This window comes from Kineosporia corallincola, from assembly GCF_018499875.1.
In the GTDB taxonomy this organism is placed as follows: Bacteria; Actinomycetota; Actinomycetes; order Actinomycetales; family Kineosporiaceae; genus Kineosporia; species Kineosporia corallincola.
The window spans coordinates 201,943-216,547 of the sequence record NZ_JAHBAY010000015.1 but is presented as its reverse complement, the minus strand read 5'-3'; the positions used below and the strand labels follow the sequence as shown (position 1 = coordinate 216,547).

17 protein-coding genes are annotated in these 14,605 nt (G+C 63.7%); 10 read left to right on the top strand and 7 right to left on the bottom strand.

Features of this window, described 5'->3' with window-relative positions; genetic code table 11:
• Window positions 1-392 precede the first annotated feature (392 nt).
• From KIH74_RS29835 to KIH74_RS29825, 3 genes are all read right to left on the bottom strand, one after another.
• Complete coding sequence (locus tag KIH74_RS29835) at window positions 393-695, bottom strand: hypothetical protein (protein WP_214159712.1); 303 nt, start codon at window positions 693-695, stop codon at window positions 393-395.
• Window positions 696-1,636: 941 nt separating this feature from the next.
• The gene (locus KIH74_RS39005) at window positions 1,637-2,125 is read right to left on the bottom strand and encodes a Rieske (2Fe-2S) protein (protein WP_214159711.1); all 489 of its coding nucleotides are present in this window, start codon (window positions 2,123-2,125) and stop codon (window positions 1,637-1,639) included.
• 139 nt (window positions 2,126-2,264) lie between these two features.
• Complete coding sequence (locus tag KIH74_RS29825; RefSeq protein WP_214159710.1) at window positions 2,265-3,197, bottom strand: methyltransferase; 933 nt, start codon at window positions 3,195-3,197, stop codon at window positions 2,265-2,267.
• 712 nt (window positions 3,198-3,909) lie between these two features.
• On the opposite strand from KIH74_RS29825, the gene KIH74_RS39385 reads away from it, so the two are divergent.
• From KIH74_RS39385 to KIH74_RS29800, 5 genes are all read left to right on the top strand, one after another.
• Window positions 3,910-4,113 carry a CDGSH iron-sulfur domain-containing protein gene (locus KIH74_RS39385; RefSeq protein WP_214159709.1) on the top strand — a complete coding sequence of 68 codons (204 nt, stop codon included), beginning with the start codon at window positions 3,910-3,912 and terminating at the stop codon, window positions 4,111-4,113.
• Between the two features lie 102 nt (window positions 4,114-4,215).
• Window positions 4,216-5,355 (top strand): iron-containing redox enzyme family protein, encoded by a 1,140-nt coding sequence (locus KIH74_RS29815; protein WP_214159708.1) that lies wholly within the window; start codon window positions 4,216-4,218, stop codon window positions 5,353-5,355.
• The gene (locus KIH74_RS29810; RefSeq protein ID WP_214159707.1) at window positions 5,348-5,536 is read left to right on the top strand and encodes a site-specific integrase; all 189 of its coding nucleotides are present in this window, start codon (window positions 5,348-5,350) and stop codon (window positions 5,534-5,536) included. The genes KIH74_RS29815 and KIH74_RS29810 overlap by 8 nt, the downstream gene beginning before the upstream one ends.
• Before the next feature lie 391 nt (window positions 5,537-5,927).
• Window positions 5,928-6,251 carry a DUF6247 family protein gene (locus tag KIH74_RS29805; RefSeq protein ID WP_214159706.1) on the top strand — a complete coding sequence of 108 codons (324 nt, stop codon included), beginning with the start codon at window positions 5,928-5,930 and terminating at the stop codon, window positions 6,249-6,251.
• Between the two features lie 9 nt (window positions 6,252-6,260).
• Window positions 6,261-6,506: a hypothetical protein gene (locus KIH74_RS29800; RefSeq protein ID WP_214159705.1), complete on the top strand. Its 246-nt coding sequence runs from the start codon at window positions 6,261-6,263 to the stop codon at window positions 6,504-6,506.
• A 610-nt stretch (window positions 6,507-7,116) separates the two neighbouring features.
• Here KIH74_RS29800 and KIH74_RS29795 read toward each other — a convergent pair.
• Window positions 7,117-7,284 (bottom strand): hypothetical protein, encoded by a 168-nt coding sequence (locus KIH74_RS29795; RefSeq protein WP_214159704.1) that lies wholly within the window; start codon window positions 7,282-7,284, stop codon window positions 7,117-7,119.
• A 577-nt stretch (window positions 7,285-7,861) separates the two neighbouring features.
• Between KIH74_RS29795 and KIH74_RS29790 the strand changes: the two genes are divergently transcribed.
• The 4 genes from KIH74_RS29790 to KIH74_RS29775 all read left to right on the top strand — a co-directional run bounded on the left by KIH74_RS29790 (window position 7,862) and on the right by KIH74_RS29775 (window position 10,106).
• Window positions 7,862-8,134, top strand: coding sequence for a hypothetical protein (locus KIH74_RS29790; protein ID WP_214159703.1), 273 nt, complete (start codon window positions 7,862-7,864; stop codon window positions 8,132-8,134).
• Window positions 8,131-8,376 (top strand): type II toxin-antitoxin system RelE/ParE family toxin, encoded by a 246-nt coding sequence (locus KIH74_RS39000; protein ID WP_214159702.1) that lies wholly within the window; start codon window positions 8,131-8,133, stop codon window positions 8,374-8,376. The genes KIH74_RS29790 and KIH74_RS39000 overlap by 4 nt, the downstream gene beginning before the upstream one ends.
• Window positions 8,377-8,577: 201 nt before the next feature.
• Window positions 8,578-9,555: a hypothetical protein gene (locus KIH74_RS29780; protein WP_214159701.1), complete on the top strand. Its 978-nt coding sequence runs from the start codon at window positions 8,578-8,580 to the stop codon at window positions 9,553-9,555.
• Between the two features lie 2 nt (window positions 9,556-9,557).
• On the top strand, window positions 9,558-10,106 hold the full coding sequence (locus KIH74_RS29775) for a hypothetical protein (protein ID WP_214159700.1): 549 nt from the start codon (window positions 9,558-9,560) through the stop codon (window positions 10,104-10,106).
• An 856-nt stretch (window positions 10,107-10,962) separates the two neighbouring features.
• Here the strand turns inward: KIH74_RS29775 and KIH74_RS29770 are convergent.
• Together KIH74_RS29770 and KIH74_RS29765 are read right to left on the bottom strand one after the other, a co-directional pair.
• Window positions 10,963-12,129, bottom strand: coding sequence for a hypothetical protein (locus KIH74_RS29770; protein ID WP_214159699.1), 1,167 nt, complete (start codon window positions 12,127-12,129; stop codon window positions 10,963-10,965).
• Between the two features lie 16 nt (window positions 12,130-12,145).
• Window positions 12,146-13,087, bottom strand: coding sequence for a helix-turn-helix domain-containing protein (locus KIH74_RS29765; RefSeq protein ID WP_214159698.1), 942 nt, complete (start codon window positions 13,085-13,087; stop codon window positions 12,146-12,148).
• 663 nt (window positions 13,088-13,750) lie between these two features.
• Here KIH74_RS29765 and KIH74_RS29760 point away from each other — a divergent pair.
• Window positions 13,751-14,008, top strand: a complete 258-nt coding sequence (locus KIH74_RS29760; protein WP_214159697.1) for a hypothetical protein — start codon at window positions 13,751-13,753, stop codon at window positions 14,006-14,008.
• Here the strand turns inward: KIH74_RS29760 and KIH74_RS29755 are convergent.
• A complete protein-coding gene (locus KIH74_RS29755; RefSeq protein ID WP_214159696.1) occupies window positions 13,991-14,416 on the bottom strand; it encodes a helix-turn-helix domain-containing protein in 426 nt (141 codons plus the stop codon). The two genes, KIH74_RS29760 and KIH74_RS29755, sit on opposite strands and share 18 nt — an antisense overlap.
• Between the last annotated feature and the right edge of the window lie 189 nt (window positions 14,417-14,605).

Below are 14,605 nucleotides of genomic sequence, written 5' to 3'. Positions count from 1 at the left end.
TGATACAGGCGCACGGCCCGATCGCGCAGTTCGTCCGGGTACTTCTTCGGTGCTGCCATCGTGGGTCCCCCTCCCGCGGTCATCAGACCACGATCGGACGGCTCCAGGAAAGCGGGGGGACCTCAGCCGTCGAATGATCCTGTGGGAAGGCAAATCCGGCGTAATCACGCAGCAGATGCCGACTGGAGCCCGGTGGTACGACCGCTCGAAGCGGCACCTGTGAACGTCGGTGATGACGAGATGGCCGACAAGAAAGGGCGGCACCTGACAATTGCTGGGGGAGAGCGGCCTTCAGTTCACCTTGCAGCCGTGACAACGAGATTCCCGGAGAGACCGGTCTCCGGGAATCTCGCTGCCCTACCACTCACTCGCCGTGGGCGACGAGAAGCGCGTCAGGCATCGTAGTTATCGCGACTACCGGACTTGGCCAGGCCGCGAGCGACCATGTACCCGATGGTCAGGTAGGTGATGTAACGCAGCGCGTCATTGGCGCTGAACGGGTCCGGGGTCTGGCCTCCGTTGACGGTGTCGGTGCTCCCTACAACCAGCGCGGTGATGGCCACCGCAAGGACAGCCGCGACGTAGACGATCAGCTCAGTCGTCTTGGTCGAAGCCTTGGTCTCCGTGCTGAGACGACGAGGCGTCCGGTAGTCATCACCCGTCGAGGTCGCGGACGTGCTCGAGTAGTCAGTCATAGTTGCTCCTTGGGAGGCGCTTGGCAACAAGGCCGCCAGCAGGCCGATGCGAGAGCACTTGCTTGACCCTCTTCAATAAAAGGAACAATAGGGCAAATATCCCCAAACTGCGCGCTCACATGAAGCCGTCTCATTGCGGTGCCGTTCCTGGCCCTACCGGGAAATCCTTGCCGAGCAGCAAGATCTACTCATCTGACGACGTGCCACCGGGCTGGTGCCCCGTTTCGCGGAGATCTACCGGCACTTGGTACGTCAGGAACTGTAACTGCGGCCCTCGCCGACGATCCGTGAGCTCGCGCAACCTTTCATGGGGCGTCCTGACCCAGGACACCGAATGATCATCCCTCTCGGGTCTTCTGCGCCCGAGGTATACGGAAGTGTGCGGGCGGCCCGGATGGGTAACACTCTGGAGCTATGACGGCGACAGTCTGTTTCCGGCCGTTCCAACGATGGCCCGCAGACGCGGGTGAGATGGCGTGAGCGCAGCCGATTCGTGCGCGGTCTGAGGTTGCTGCGGACTCGTCGGCCTCTTACGTTCACCGATGAGGTCCGATACAAAATGCTCCGCGACCATCGGCCTCTGCTGGCTACGTTTTCGCGAACAAGGCGGCGGTCCGTGACTACGTCGCTTCCCGATCCGGAATTAATTATCTCCCAAGAGTTTTCGCGATTCTGGACGACCCACGAGACCTCGTGCGGCTGGAGTTGTCGACCGCGTACGTCGTCAAGCCCACTCACGGAAGTGGCGCGGCTGTGGTCGTCTCTCCTACGACTCCGCCCGAAGCGGTCCTTCCCCAGCCGGAGTGGGGATGGTGTACCGACACGTACGGCCAGAAGCCGTCACCTTGGGGCGTTGGTGCAGATCGCGAGCGGTTGCGTCGAAAAACTTTACGGGGAGGGCCCCAATCGGGAGTAGGCCTACGGACAGGTGACTCCGCGGGTCATTGTCGAGGAGATGCAGGCCGAGGCCAGTCGCCGACCAGTTTCCCCTCGTCGAGCGGAGCTCCGCGGTGCGTGCACCGGTTGAGCATGGCATCGATTCGGCCGGCGCGACTGACCAGGAGGACAGACAGACCATCCACGGCAAAGCTTCTCGGTTGACCGTCGATCAATTCAGTCACCTCACAAACGTCCGTCCAGTCGGCCAGGGGCCGGCTGAAAGCCGTGGTGTCGACGCCGACACCCATGGCGTAGGACAGGTGCCCGCCCAGCCAGCCGGAGGCGCCCAAGAAGCTGAGGCCCACCAGCGCGGAGATCTTGCCCTGTCCCGGTGAGCGCCGCAGGACCCAGGATGCGGAGAACGCGCTCAGAGCGGCCGTGTTCAGGGCGGCGTGCATCAATCCAACCCGCCGCTCGGCCTCGGCCGTGTCGGCCGCGTCCGAGGCCCCGGTCGCAGCCGCGGGCAACGATCGCAACCGGGTCGAGCGCACTCAAGTTCTCGATCATGGTGACGATGCGTTCGAGCGCATCAGCAAGACGTGACATGCCCAACCTGTACAGGGCGGGTTCCGGATCACCATTCGAGGCGGGCCTTCGCCAACCGGTCGGGCCGGCCGGGCGAGTTCCGGACTAACCGATTGGGCGCTCGACGGTAACAACGGCAAGGGCGATGCGCTCGGCGTCCTCATAGGCCGGGGTGTCGAGCTCCTCGCCGTACACGTCGGGATCGACCTCCGCGTACGACCAGGTGAACGACGCCCCCTCGAGTCGCTTCTCGATCTCACCCCGCAGCCGATCCTCGCCGTCAACGATGCCGGTACCGGTGAACATGACCAGGGAACCGCCTGGGGCCAGCCGGTCGATCGCTGCCTCCAGTACCTTGACCGGCAGCCCGTAGCCGTGGGCTCCGCCGTCCCGGTATCTGCGTCCCAGCGGGTCGATCATGAACGGCGGGTTGGAGACGATCAGATCGAAGTCGCCGTCCGCGGCGGCCAGTAGATCGCTGTGCAGCGCCGTGGCCCGATCCGCGAGCCCGGCCGCAGCGGCATTGACCCGGGCGAATTCCAGTGCAGTGTCATTGATGTCGATCATCATCAACTCGGCCTCCTGGCAGCGGGCCGCGAGCGTGATCCCGATCGCGCCGGTCCCGCAGCCGATGTCGGCGATACGCCGCACCGCAGATTTGCGGCGTTCCAGATGCGCGAGGACGGCGGCGGTCGCCCGGTACGTGTCCGGACCGAAGAAGACCGCATCGGGTTCGAGCGTGGGAAAAGCGCTGTGCACGTAGAGACGATCGTCCAGGTTCGAGACCCGAACCGCGCTGCGAAAGGTGCCGTCGTTGTCCTTGAGCACGCCGGCGGCGACCATGGTGCTCAGCAGGTGATCGGGCAGCAGCCCCGCACGGAACGGGCGGCTCCAGCCGAAGACACCGCGCAGATCGCGCGCCCAGGCGTTACCAGGACGCCGGTTCACCCGTGCTTGGGTTTCCGGGGCGACCGTGACGAATTCGTAGCCATGCTCGGCAAGAGCAACGAGAAGTCTCCGTAGAGCACCATCGGTCATGGAACACGTCCTTGGTTCGATCATGGCCGCGCCGACGCCGTGTCTTCAGCGCACGCTCCGTTTCGCTCAGACTCGCAGCCTCACCGCAGGATCACCACTTGACCGGCACTTGACCGGCACTGCGGGTGCCTACGGACGCCACCTTGGGCGCCATCGATGGCGTTGCTCAGCAAGCGGGCTATCCTCAGGTGCAGCATCCGGTTCAGCTCAGAGCCTCGCTGGTAGGACGGGAGACCGTCCGCGGCTGGAGATCTGATGTTCCTGAGCCCCACTTGGCCTGGGCAACCCGATGGCGCTCATCATGCGACGGAGTGATCCGTTGTGAGCACGAGCGGGGGCCCGCGGCCACGACCGTCCCGAGACAAGCGGCCGAATACCTCATGGCCCAGCCGATTTCTGCGCCAGTTCGCCTCAGTCCGCAGCCGAGGCCTGTCTCGAAGCAGTGGTGGCTGCCACCCGGCAGCGACTCAACCGGTTCGTCTTCACCGAACGGCTTCAGCCGGAGGGCAGCCGTTTTCCGGAGGACGTGAGCGGCTGGGAACGAGCACTCAAGGAGGAATACGATCCCTGTCCGGCCTTGGCCGGCGAACTGGGCTCGCGACCACGACGCTGGGGCCCGATCACGAGCTCACCATGACGGCTTGGAACAAGCTTCGATCACGTCGGAAATGGCCAAGCGAGAGGTGGTGAAGGCTTGTCAGCCAGATCCCGAATGAGCGTCACCGAATGTCCCGGCGGACCGCTGCTGGTACGCGGTGCGGTTCGTCTGGTCGGCGAGGACGGCCAGCCCGTTCCGGTGCGACGACGCACCATTGCCCTGTGCCGGTGCGGCGCTTCACAACTGCTACCCATGTGCGACGGCACGCATCGGGCCCTGCGGCCAAGACCGGAGGTGGAGGACAAAGACGATGAGTAGGTCCACCAGCAAGCATATTTGGCGCTCAGCGTTCCGAGGTTCGGATCCACCGTTGGGACCTCGTTGAATGCGGACACGACGGGAACGCGGCATGCTGAGCTGGTGACGATCCTGGAGATTACCGAACCTGTTGACTTAGAACGTGAATCGATAGCTCCGATGCCCAGGCCGGCTGGCCGGGGGGCCTGCAGCGCGGGCGTGCTTCAGATGCTGGAGGGAAACCCGGATGCTGCGACGCCGCCGGACCTTGAGTTCCTCGCGGCTGGTGAACATCCCATCGACGTGCTCACCGACGATGACCTCCAGTTGACCCTGACAACCCTGTACGAGCTGCACTACCGGGGCATCGAGGGTGTCGACGACCGTTGGGAGTGGCACCCGGCGGCTCTACGGGTACGAGCCACGCTGGAAGTCGCCCTGGAGCGGGCCTTGCGCCAAATGGTGGCGCAGCACCCCATCTCCCGGTTCCTCCCGCAAATGGCCCCTCCCTCGTCCAGGCCCGTGGTCGACGACCGTGCCGTTATGGACGCGCTGGAAGCGATGACGGCGCCGACCCACAAGCCCGGCCTGGCGGCCTACCTCGCTCGTCGTGCAAATCTCGACCACTACCGCGAGTTCCTCATCCACCGTTCCGTCTACCAGCTCAAGGAGGCCGACCCCCACACGCTCGGCATCCCTCGGCTGAGTGGGAAAGCCAAGGCGGCGCTGGTGGAGATCCAGTCCGACGAGTACGGAGGCGGACGGCCCGAATGGGTCCACGCCCACCTGTTCGCACGCTCCATGGCCGCCTTGGGACTGCGCAGCCGCTACGGCTATTACCTGGACCAGGTACCGGCCATTGTCTTGGCCGCTGCCAACTCCATGTCCCTGTTCGGCCTGCACCGGCGACTCCGGGGCGCCCTGGTCGGTCACCTGGCAGCGTTCGAGATGACCTCTACGCTGCCCAATCGGCAATACGCCCAAGGGCTGCGCCGCCTCGGCCAATCCGAAGACGCCACGCTCTACTTCGACGAGCACGTCGAGGCGGACGCCGTTCACGAACAGATCGCCCTGCGCGACCTGGCCGGTGCGCTGGCCCGCCAGGAACCCCACCTGGGCCCGGACATCATTCTCGGCGCTGCCACAGTCATGACCTTGGATGACCTCGTGGGCGAACATCTCCTGAGCAGCTGGGACAGGGGAAGAAGCAGCTTGCGCAACCCGGACCGAAGCCCGGCCATCCATGAGCGGACCGATGCCTGACAATTACCGTGCCGGTCGCCGCCTGAAGACCGTTCCAGCCATGCTCGGGCATTCCACGATCGTCACCACCGCCGACCTCTACACCAGCGTCTTGCCCGAGCTTCAGCGTGAGGCCGCCGCTGCGAGCGCCGCCCTCGTCCTGGGCGCCGTCCGCACCGCAGGGCCACTTCCCCAGATATGACCCGACTCGTCCACGGCCGATCGAGGCCACATCACGCAACTACTCGCGTTCAGTCGCATGCGACCAGGAAAATCCGGCCTCACCAGAGCCTCACGTTGGCCTCACAAGGATCATGAGGCCAACCGCGCCGCCGCGTTCTTGCAGGTCAAGCTAGGTGGGCCCCCGGGGGATCGAACCCCGAACCCGCGGAAATTGGGCCGCGCTTGGCGGTCGTTGGTGGATACTGCGCCTGACCTGCGGTTTCCCTCTCGGGACGTTGCCAACAATTGGTGACGTTTGTGGGTTTCAGGGGTCGTTTCGGCCCCCTAAAAGCCCCCTGCTCCGGCCACCGCTGGGGCTACGGAGCGTCAACCAGCTTCGCCGCCCGCTGTGGCTGTTCTACCGTAGGGGCATGTCTGTGGCTGCTTCGTCGGGACCTGATCCGGCCGCCCCGCTGAGCGGGAAGCTGGCGCCTCGTGCGATCCGTAGCCGCCTGCTGCCCGAGGAGGTCGGCGACTTCGACCGGGAGTACCGCCGGGTGATGGCCGAGGCCACGGAGACGCTGGACCTGACGCCCGTCCTGGACGCCCTGACCCGGTGGGAGCGGGTGGCGTTCCTGACCGAGCGCGACCCGGAGGGCTACCGGCGGATGTTGCGCACCGCTGAGCGGCTGAACGCCGGTGAGGATGTCGAGACGATCCCGTGGGAACAGGTGAAGCGGGAGCTGGGCCTGTAGGTGTACGCGGTGGAGCTCCTGCCCGAGATGCGGGAGCAACTCGAAGACCTGTCCGCCACTGCGGTAGCCGCGTTCACCGAGGTCTTGGTGATGCTGGAAACCGGCCCTTGGGGCGGCGATTCGCTGAACCGGGAGCGTCCTGAGGCGAACATGCGGTCTGTGGTCTTCGGTCCGCAGCGCCAGGGTCTACTGGTGTACCTGATCCTGGAGGATCAGCGCCGGGTGATCCCGCTGAACCTCGCCTGGCTCGAATAGCTCCGTCTACGTCAGGTCCAGTTCGAGCTGAACAAAGGCCGGCAATGTGGGCTTACGCATCCGAGGCCGGCGCAGCGTGGGAGCCAGAGGCCGGCGGATCCGGGCGAACCGGCCGAGTGCGTCCCGCAGGAGCAGGACCGGGAACCAGAAGTGCGGAGCTCGGTGGCGGGTCATCGACCTTGGCCTCCCGTTGGTGGGTTCGCGGTGGGTACCGGCCGTTCTTGCCGGTAGCCGCTGCGGGCACCAGGTACCGCCCCCTGGGAGGCTCGCGGACAACCCCGCCCCCTCACGGGGGCCGACCACGCGCCTGCACGGAGTGCAGACCCGGACCAGGCTGGGACTGCGGGGTTGTTCGGGAGTCAGGGGGTGGTACCGGAAGGTGAGCCGAGAGACTGAGGTGGTGGGACGGCGACTGCGTGACCTCGGAAGAACTCCTAACCTTTTGATCCGGATCCGTGGTTCTCGATAACACTGGACGATGTCGGTCACCTGTCGTTGCCCAGCTCAGGAGTCGTTTGGACCTGTCGACGCCTGTCGTTGCCTCGCAGCGTTTGACGTTGATTCCTGCGGGTACAGTGCGGGCACTTCGCGCTGTCGCCGCCCACGCCCCTCAGGCCAGCTCCAGTTCGAGCTGGACGAAGACCGGCAGGGTGGGCCGGCGGATCCGTAGCCGGGGTCGGATAGGTGCCAGCTGTCGGCGGAGGCGGGCGAACCGTCCGAGAGCATCCCGCAGCAGCAAGACCGGGATCCAGAAGTACGGGGTGCGACGACGGCTCATGATCTTGCCCTCCCGTGGTGATCTCGTGGCGGGACCGGCGGTGTATCCGGCCCCGCTGCGGGATGCAGCTACCGCGCCCTGGGAGGCTCGCAATCAACCCCGCCCCGCCCACTCCGTCCGCACGCGCCTGTGCGGAGCACAGACCTGGGCCACGCTGGGACTGCGGGGTTGATTGGGAGTCAGGGCGTGGTAGCGGAAGGTGAGCCGACAGACTGAGGTGATCGGCCTCGCGCGTCGCTCAGGCTGGACGCTGGAACTGACGCGCGGGCCGAACGGATCCCTGCTTCTTGCTCTAAACGTCAACGGTTTCAAGACCGCGCCAGGCACGCCCCTGAGCGGACATTCTCAAATTTCGACCAGGTCGGCGACATGCCGACGACAGGGTTCAAGCCCGCGTACCCGACACGCGGTTTAGGAAGCGTCGCATGATCTTGGGGCTGAGCTGGGCACGTTGGCCGGTGGGCGGCTCCCGGGACACGGGTGGGACACACGCCTCGTTTGCCCTGGTCAGGGGCGTATGGCGCTGGGGTCAGTCTACTGAGTGTGGTTCGGGGGTTGGTTGTCGTACCGTTTGGTCATGAGTGCTGAGCCGATCGCTTCGGGGCCGGAGCTGTCACCGGGTGTCCGGGCCGGGTACGACGTGATCCACCTCGGCGGGGAGAGCGCGGTGATCGTCCCGATGGCTGACTTCTTGCGTCTGCGGGCGCTGGAGGAGGCGGCCAGTCAGGAAGCCCTGGAGGACGCGGAGGATCTGGCGGCGTTTCGGGACTGGGAGACTCGGGAGGCGGCCGGCACCACGTCGTACATGACGATGGATGAGGTTCGGGAGCAACTTGGTCTGGAGCGGTGACCTACAAGCTCATCGTCGAGGCACAAGCAACCGCTCAGGCGTCTGCGTTCCTGGCCGATGACCCGAAGGGGCTGGCCGAGGCGCTGCGGGCCATCGATGAACTTGTCGACGATCCCCGGCCGACTGATTCCTTCACGTTCGGATCAGATAACCGTCGCCGGATACGCGTAGGCCGCTATCGCGTCCTTTACGAGATCAGAGGCGACGTTATCAACGTTGTTCGAATAGCGCGCGTACCCTAGCGCCGCCCTGCACAGATCCTGGAACTTATAGGCCATGGTTACGGTGGGTGGCAGTCAGGGGCTGCTAGCCAGGTTCCGGATGTGGACTTGCCTCCATCTCACAGGCCGCTGATCGAAGTCTGAGTCGGATCAGAGAGCGAAGTTCCAGAGGAAGACTGCTACGCACGGTAGTCTGTCAGTGGTCGGTCGTAGTCTCCCTTCATGGACACAAGGAGAGTCGTGACACGGTTTGGTTACAGGCTTTTTGTTCTCAACATCACCGATGGAACGAAGCGCACCCCCCTGGACTTCGGAAATTTGGATGGCCAGCGGTACGAAATCGTCGCGGACTCGAAATTGAAGCCCCAATTGAACGATGATTTTGTGTATGTCAAGCCCGTTCCGACCTTCCCGGGATCGACGCTCACCCGAAATGAAGGAACGGTGGTGAGATTTACCGACTCTTCTCTGATCGGTCAAGAATTGAGAATGAGCCTACGCTATGGTGCGGTGGATGAAGGGTTAGCGATCGATCCGTCGGGCCAAAAAGAAGACATCGATATTGATGGCCTTGCCAACGCTAAGCCTTTCAGATCTGTTCTCGTTACCCCGCGAACTGGGACAACAGCGATGCTGGGCGTTGAAGTCCGTGGTCGAAGTTGTCCTCATGACAAGATCATCAGAAGCTTGAACACGCTTGCGGTGGACGTAGGGAAGCTAAAGCTTATAGATAGCGTTGCCGATATCTATGCCGTATCGGACTTTATTCGAAATGGAATGATTCCTGAAGTTAACCTTGTCAAGTACAGGGTGTCCCGTGACGGCATCTCAAAGCGGCACGATGTTGATTTGAAGATAAATTTGAGCGATAAAGAAGACATTGTCGGCTCCTTGCGGGAGCGCGCGATTGCTTGGACACAGCGAAAGACGAACTACTCAACTGAAGAATTGACCACTATTGCTACGGAAATCCGCGATGAAGCAATAGGGGGAGCTGTGGATATTTCCTTTGATGACGCAGAACTTCAGGTTACGGCTGCGACTGGGCGTTCGCGGAAAATCCGCCCGCAAGACGACATCACGGAATTCATTTACGATCTTGGCGATATCTGGGTGCCAGATTCTGACTTCTTTCAAGCTGTAGGTTCGACTGCCCGGGGGATTCTCCGCAGTTACGATCCCGACTCAGAGTTGGACTAGTCATGCCCGACCGCTTTAGCCTAGGCATTCTTTTCCGCGATCACTGGCGCAGTCTTGTTGATGTGAGAACGGGGAATCCTGACTACGTCGCAAGCGCGGTGCTGATCCTATTACCGCTGGGGTCGGCCGGGGTCATGCTCTGGAAACAGTGGTCCTTCGGTGACGTGGGAACATTTGTTGCGGCCGTGACTCTGCTAGCGGGCGTTCTATTTGCCGCTTTCACGCAGTTGACTGCGATGCGTATGCGGTTGGATGAACCTGACAGTCCCACGAAAAGTTCGTCGGTAGCCCGGCAATTCAGAGAAGCAGCCGCTCACACTCTGGTCGGCAGCGTGCTTGCGGGTGCAGATGCGGCAATATTTGTCCTGGCAACCGCCATAAGAAAAGAAGCATCGGACAACATAAATATCGTCCTCAGCGCCATGGGTGTAGCTGTAAGCGTTTATCTGATGTTGATCTTCATTCTCGTAGCGCGAAGGATGTATGCTGCTTATTTGACGCTATTTGAACAAGGTAAATCCCTTCCGCCGCGGCGAAAAATTAAGCCTTAGTAATTTAGGAAACGCAACGATCGGGCGTAGCGCCGTGCGACTCCTCGCTTGATAGGCGGGACGAAGACCGAACGAATCTGGCCCCGAATAGGTATCTTTGTCCCAGAATGTGCTGCATCAGGTCGACGTTCTCTCCCCCTTCGATGTTTAAGCTGGACTTGCCTCGAGCCGATCTATGGCATCATCGACAGGGGGCGGCAAGATGACGGATCTCGAGCTTTGGCAGCTCATCGAACCAGTTTTGAGGGCGCAACTTGGATGCGCGCTAGCGCCCGTGAATGGCGAGCGGTTGCGCTTCACATGGGGTGGCGCCAAGAACGCGCATCGGACCGTACAAGTCCTTCGTATGAAGGATCGTGGATTTCGAACCTACACAATGCGAAAGGCTTTTTACGAAAAGGCGCTTACGGGGACCGATCCAGATGACCTGGTAGTTTGCGCATATGTGACCGACAATGATGATGTTGAGTGGTCGGCTGCATGGTCCAGGGACGTTGCCAAATCAGGCTCTGGCATTCTCCGTGCAGGCGGTGTCGAAGGCGAGTTCTGGTCCGTGGGATGGGACGCTCCCGACGTTCCGGCCTATGCCGTCGGACCTTGATCCAGAAGAGAGTAATTCGGCAGTGCCTCGCATGAGCTGGCGACGTGTTGCCGGGTGCCGCGCCGGGTCGGCGCCGGAGGTGCCGCATGCCCGGGGTGAGCACCCGGCGCCCTCGTCGTAGGGCTGGTGAGCCGGTCATGCAGTCTCCCCGCCTCGGCGTGGCCGGTGGTTTGTTCGGCAACCGCTCATCGACGGCAAAGACTGAGGTCAGGAGACACCTCTCTGTCTCCTGACCTCATCACGGTGACGCTGGGATCAAGCCGCTTCAGGGCGACGCAGCACGATCGGAGCCCCGTCACCGCCGAACGTCGGACCGGCCGGCCACAGTTCGGCAAGCTCGGTCGGCGTCATGGGCCGGTGGTAGCAAGCGGCCAGGACCTTCTTGATCGTCTCGGCGTCCGCCTGCTCACCGAGCTGCATGAACCAGTCAGTACCGGCTGTGTACGACCACAGATAGGACCGCAGCAGCGGCTCGGTCCCTCGGTCGGACAGCAGGTTGCCGACCTGGTCCAGGCTCATCCACGGGGCGCGGGCAAGAACGTGGTCGGCGATGTCGCGTAGGGGGAATCCGGCGTTGATCGCTCGGTGCACCTCACCGCGCACCAGGTGCATGTAGTGATTGAGCTTGGCCTTGGCCATGAGCGGCTGATTGTCGGGCTCGGTGTAGATTGGCCACGCCGTCGCCAACCCCTCCAGAAGCGTCTGGTACGGCAGGTGCACCGTCAGCGTCCGGACCCAGTCGACGTCCTCCTTCTCCGCCGTCTGCGCGAAGCTCGAACACTGCAACGCATGCCCGAGAAGCTCGTGCTGGGCGAAGAACCGCAGGCCGGCCTCGGTGAACACGGCCGTGCGCTTGTTGAACCGCAACCGCGAGGAATGACCGGCGCCGTCCACCCAGAACGACCAGTAGTCGTCGATGTCCACGACCTCGACGTTCACCGAGTAGGTGGCCGTGGTCCCGGTGAGCTCACGCACGGCGGCCTCGGCCTCGTCGGCCAGAACGATGACCTGCTCGGCCGCGCGTTCCAGCGACATCGGCGTCTCCAGCTGGAACACCTCGTCAGCCAGCTTCGGCCCCCAGCTCACACCGAGATCGGCGTACGCCTTCCGGGCCTTGTCCCCCAGGGAGACGATGTAGTCCTCGGACCAGCCGGCCGTGCCGCATCCCTGCGTCGCTCGCATGTACGCGTCCAGCTCGGGCCGCTCCCCCAGAACGCTGGATAGGTAAGCCAGATGGGCACGGGTGGTCTGCTCGACGTTGGTGTCGCCATCGGCCTTGGCCTGCTGGTTCAGGGCCGTGAGCTGGTCATACACATCCAGGCGGCTGCTGGCTGGCGTCACCGGTTCATCGGTGGGGGCACAGTCGTAGTCGATGACCTGCCGGCCACCACGGCTCTCCTCGTAGGCTCCCCAGGAACGCACGAGGGACTCAACCTGATCACGCAGTCTCATGGGGCACATCCCATCGCAGCGTCACGCTCTGGTTGGACCGCAGGTCGCGGCGGTTCAGGTCGATCACAGTCCCGTTCCCATCGTTGGCCAAGGTCAGACTCTCGGTCGCCGTCAGCTCCAAGCCGTCGGTGCGCTCTTCAACCGCTGAGCAACCGATAAGAGCTTCTACCCCGTGAAGCCGCATCTGCAACCGAAGTTGCTGCGTGGGAAGGAAAACCGTCTGACGCCAGTACAACTCGTCAAGGAACTGGCCACCGATGCAGGTGTATCCGACCGTAGCCATCTCGCCGGGGTTGATCGCCGGGAAGATCTGGGCCGAGAACTTTACCTGCACACCCACGTCGTGGATGGTCTTGATGAAGACATTCCGGTCGCTCTCGGTTGCCTCGACCTTCAGCGGTCCGGCCACGTGCTTGAACCACACCTGCCTGGTCAGACCAGTGACCGGGGTGTCTCCGAGGTTCTCAAGATGGTGCACCTGGTGAACATCGACGCGACCGTCCGGATGTACGTCGAGCGTGACGTCGAGCTGCCGATCGATGAGTTCACCGATCGGGGACGCGGCGGGGATGTTCTGCCGGGGCGGCAACACAGGGACGACAGGCTCGGACGCCGTGACGGTCCGGTTGGCCTCCTGACTCTCCCACCGGCGCGGAGCCAACCCGAGAAAGCTGCCCGGGATGTGAAGGCCGTCGATGATGCGCTCGATCACGCCGACGCTCACCACCCGGTCGACGCCCCGCACGATGCGGCTGACGCGCGATTGGGTGAGCCCTTCGATGGGCGCGGCGATCCGGTCCTGGCTGACACCGTCCCACTGCTTCATCAGGCGAAACATCTGACCGAAGTCGCGTTCCCGACAGGCTTGCTGGAAGTCCGCACGGACTAGAAGGTCTTCCGACACCGTGTAATCCGGTCCTGCGGACATGCGCACCTTCCCCTCGCCCAAGGCGACCTAGCGGCGTTGCGATCGGTAGCCGGAAGGTTACCGCGCCCAAGTCAACCCTGTATGACGGGGATGACGGTTTTCAAGCGCTTGCGCGCTTGGAGAGCTTTCGGCAACCGCTCGGCCGGGCCGATCGGGGCCAGTTCTCAGCGCTGCTTGGCATAGGCAGGGCGTGCGTTTCCGTGGCGCTGATCACGAATCAGGCTTGTTCCACCGGCCTTTCCCGGGTCGACCTACGCGGTCCCCGGGCGAGGCCGGCTCCAACGGAGTTCCGCGCAGAAGGAAGCTGTGAAACCTGTGTATGTGCCACGACCGCGTGAAGGAGATCACCGAAGCCGACCCGGGGGCAGGGTCGAACGGGAACGGGTCCGTTCTCGCGGGCTGACCTGGGGCTGGGCCGGGAAGGCGCTGGGAGTGGCGGTGATTCCCCGGCAGAGGACTTCCGGCCGCTGAGCGGTGCGGGAGCGGCGTTGCGGTTCCGGTCAGCCTCCCTCTGCTGAGCCGATGCCAACGCCGGGGTGCGTGCCGGTCGCTACCGGGCAAGTGGAAGCCGGCACGCACCCGTTTCAGACCGCCCGCGTGCGCTCCGACGGGGGAGAGCGCACGCGGGCACCTTCGTTTTGTGCGCATGTGTGGGAGTGGCCAATGGACGCCGATGAGCTCGTAAACCTGCTGCGTGGGCGGGGAATCACCGTGCACGCGGCTTCGCCGCTGCCGCGCGCGGCGAACGGGCGGGCGGGTCTGGCGGTCTTTCTCGATCCGCCGGGGGATCAGCGAGAGGCTGCCCGGGTCGGCGTCGTGCAGCTGCCGGGGGTCGCCTCGGTGACGTTCTCCGGCTTCACGCCCTGGGTCATGTTCGTGACGTTCACGTCGGCGGGGCTGAGCTCAGCGGCCTGGCGCTGACCCGGGCGGTTGTTCCGCCTGGAGGTAGCTCTCGACACGCGCCAGGCGATCGCTGACATCGCGTAACTGCCACTCGATCCGGGACAGCACCACGGCGGTCGGCTCGTCGTGCGGCTGCCGGAGAGAGGCTGGCTGGTGCGCGGTTACGAGGATGTCGATCAGGTGGTCCTCGGGCCAGTCCAGGGCACGGGCGATGGCTTCGAGTGTCTTGTTCTGCACCCGGCGGCTGGCGCCGTGCTGAAGCATCCGCAGGGTCGACACCGAAACCCCCGACAGGCGGGCCAACTCCTGCTGGCCGATCCTGCGCGCTGCCATCCGCTCGTTCAGCGCGGCCGCAACCGCCGGCCAGTCCTCGCCGTCTACCTGCCCTCGGGCCGTGTACACCGATGGCGTTCCCCGCTCAGCCATGCCGGAATAGTAACGGCCGTTGCGAGCCTTTCCGGCGTCGGCGATCCCGGTTTTTCTGGCTCCATGCATAGTGTGTCTATTTTTCTCGCCGGGCCATATCAAGCATGCCTGAAAATTGCTAAGTCGCTCTTGTAGCGCCTGCATAAGCGTTGAAGCGCGGTTGCCAAGCGGTTCACGATGTTCTCGCAG

What these genes read in the sequence shown, in the direction of transcription:
- KIH74_RS29795 (WP_214159704.1), bottom strand. Translation starts at nt 7,284, where the DNA reads ATGAGCCGTCGTCGCACCCCGTACTTCTGGATCCCGGTCTTGCTGCTG.
- KIH74_RS29780 (WP_214159701.1), top strand. Translation starts at nt 8,578, where the DNA reads ATGGACACAAGGAGAGTCGTGACACGGTTTGGTTACAGGCTTTTTGTT.
- KIH74_RS29775 (WP_214159700.1), top strand. Translation starts at nt 9,558, where the DNA reads ATGCCCGACCGCTTTAGCCTAGGCATTCTTTTCCGCGATCACTGGCGC.
- KIH74_RS29835 (WP_214159712.1), bottom strand. Translation starts at nt 695, where the DNA reads ATGACTGACTACTCGAGCACGTCCGCGACCTCGACGGGTGATGACTAC.
- KIH74_RS29755 (WP_214159696.1), bottom strand. Translation starts at nt 14,416, where the DNA reads ATGGCTGAGCGGGGAACGCCATCGGTGTACACGGCCCGAGGGCAGGTA.
- KIH74_RS29805 (WP_214159706.1), top strand. Translation starts at nt 5,928, where the DNA reads ATGTCTGTGGCTGCTTCGTCGGGACCTGATCCGGCCGCCCCGCTGAGC.
- KIH74_RS29790 (WP_214159703.1), top strand. Translation starts at nt 7,862, where the DNA reads ATGAGTGCTGAGCCGATCGCTTCGGGGCCGGAGCTGTCACCGGGTGTC.
- KIH74_RS29825 (WP_214159710.1), bottom strand. Translation starts at nt 3,197, where the DNA reads ATGACCGATGGTGCTCTACGGAGACTTCTCGTTGCTCTTGCCGAGCAT.
- KIH74_RS29760 (WP_214159697.1), top strand. Translation starts at nt 13,751, where the DNA reads ATGGACGCCGATGAGCTCGTAAACCTGCTGCGTGGGCGGGGAATCACC.
- KIH74_RS29765 (WP_214159698.1), bottom strand. Translation starts at nt 13,087, where the DNA reads ATGTCCGCAGGACCGGATTACACGGTGTCGGAAGACCTTCTAGTCCGT.
- KIH74_RS39385 (WP_214159709.1), top strand. Translation starts at nt 3,910, where the DNA reads ATGAGCGTCACCGAATGTCCCGGCGGACCGCTGCTGGTACGCGGTGCG.
- KIH74_RS29810 (WP_214159707.1), top strand. Translation starts at nt 5,348, where the DNA reads ATGCCTGACAATTACCGTGCCGGTCGCCGCCTGAAGACCGTTCCAGCC.